This is a genomic window from Actinomadura sp. BRA 177, from assembly GCF_013372625.1.
In the GTDB taxonomy this organism is placed as follows: domain Bacteria; phylum Actinomycetota; class Actinomycetes; order Streptosporangiales; family Streptosporangiaceae; genus Spirillospora.
In genome coordinates this window covers 1-700 of sequence record NZ_JABXFD010000487.1, presented here as the reverse complement: position 1 = coordinate 700, position 700 = coordinate 1, and the positions used below count along the sequence as shown (strand labels likewise).

Sequence of the window (700 nt, the reverse complement as noted above, 5' to 3'; positions counted from 1 at the left end):
CCCCGGCCGGGAGCGGCGCGCCGCCGCCGCCGACGCCTTCTTCCTGCACGTGGAGAGCCGGGACGTCCCGCAGGTGGTGGGCGGCGTCGCCGAGTTCACCGGGCGCGGGCCCTCCGCCGAGCGGGTCCGCGCCCTGTTCGCCGAGCGGCTGCCCCGGCTGCCGCGGCTCACCCAGCGGGTCCGCCCCGGCGGCGCGTTCCGGCGGCCGCGCTGGGTGGAGACCGGCACCGTCGACCTGCGCCGGCATGTCCGGGAGGTGGACCTGCCGGCGTCCGGCGGGCGGCGCGCGCTGGACGGCCTCGTCGCCCGCCTCGTCGCCGAGCCGCTGGACCCCGGGCGCCCGCTGTGGCGGTTCTGGCTCGTCCGCCGCGGATCCGCCGGCCCGGACGCCGTCGTGGTCCTGTTCCACTACGCCATCGCCGACGGGATCGGCGTCGTCGACATCCTGCGCGGGCTCCTCGACCCGGCGCTGCCCGCGGTGGGCCCGGCGCGCGGGCCGGGCCGGCTCACGCGCGCCGCCGCCGTCCTGCCCCGCCTGGTCCAGCTCGGCCTCGACGCCACCGCCCGGACCGCGGCCGCCACCCGTCAGGCCGGCCCGGCCCCGGTGCCCATACCCCCCACCACCACCCGCCACAGCGGCCGCGCCGCACGCCCACACCACGACCGCCCTGACGACGCACCGCCACGACCCCCACCGAAC

General features: G+C 80.9%; 1 protein-coding gene. It reads left to right on the top strand.

The annotated features are described in order from the left end of the window. On the top strand, positions 1-700 hold a 700-nt coding region (locus HUX53_RS28175; RefSeq protein WP_303623184.1), incomplete at both ends, for a wax ester/triacylglycerol synthase domain-containing protein.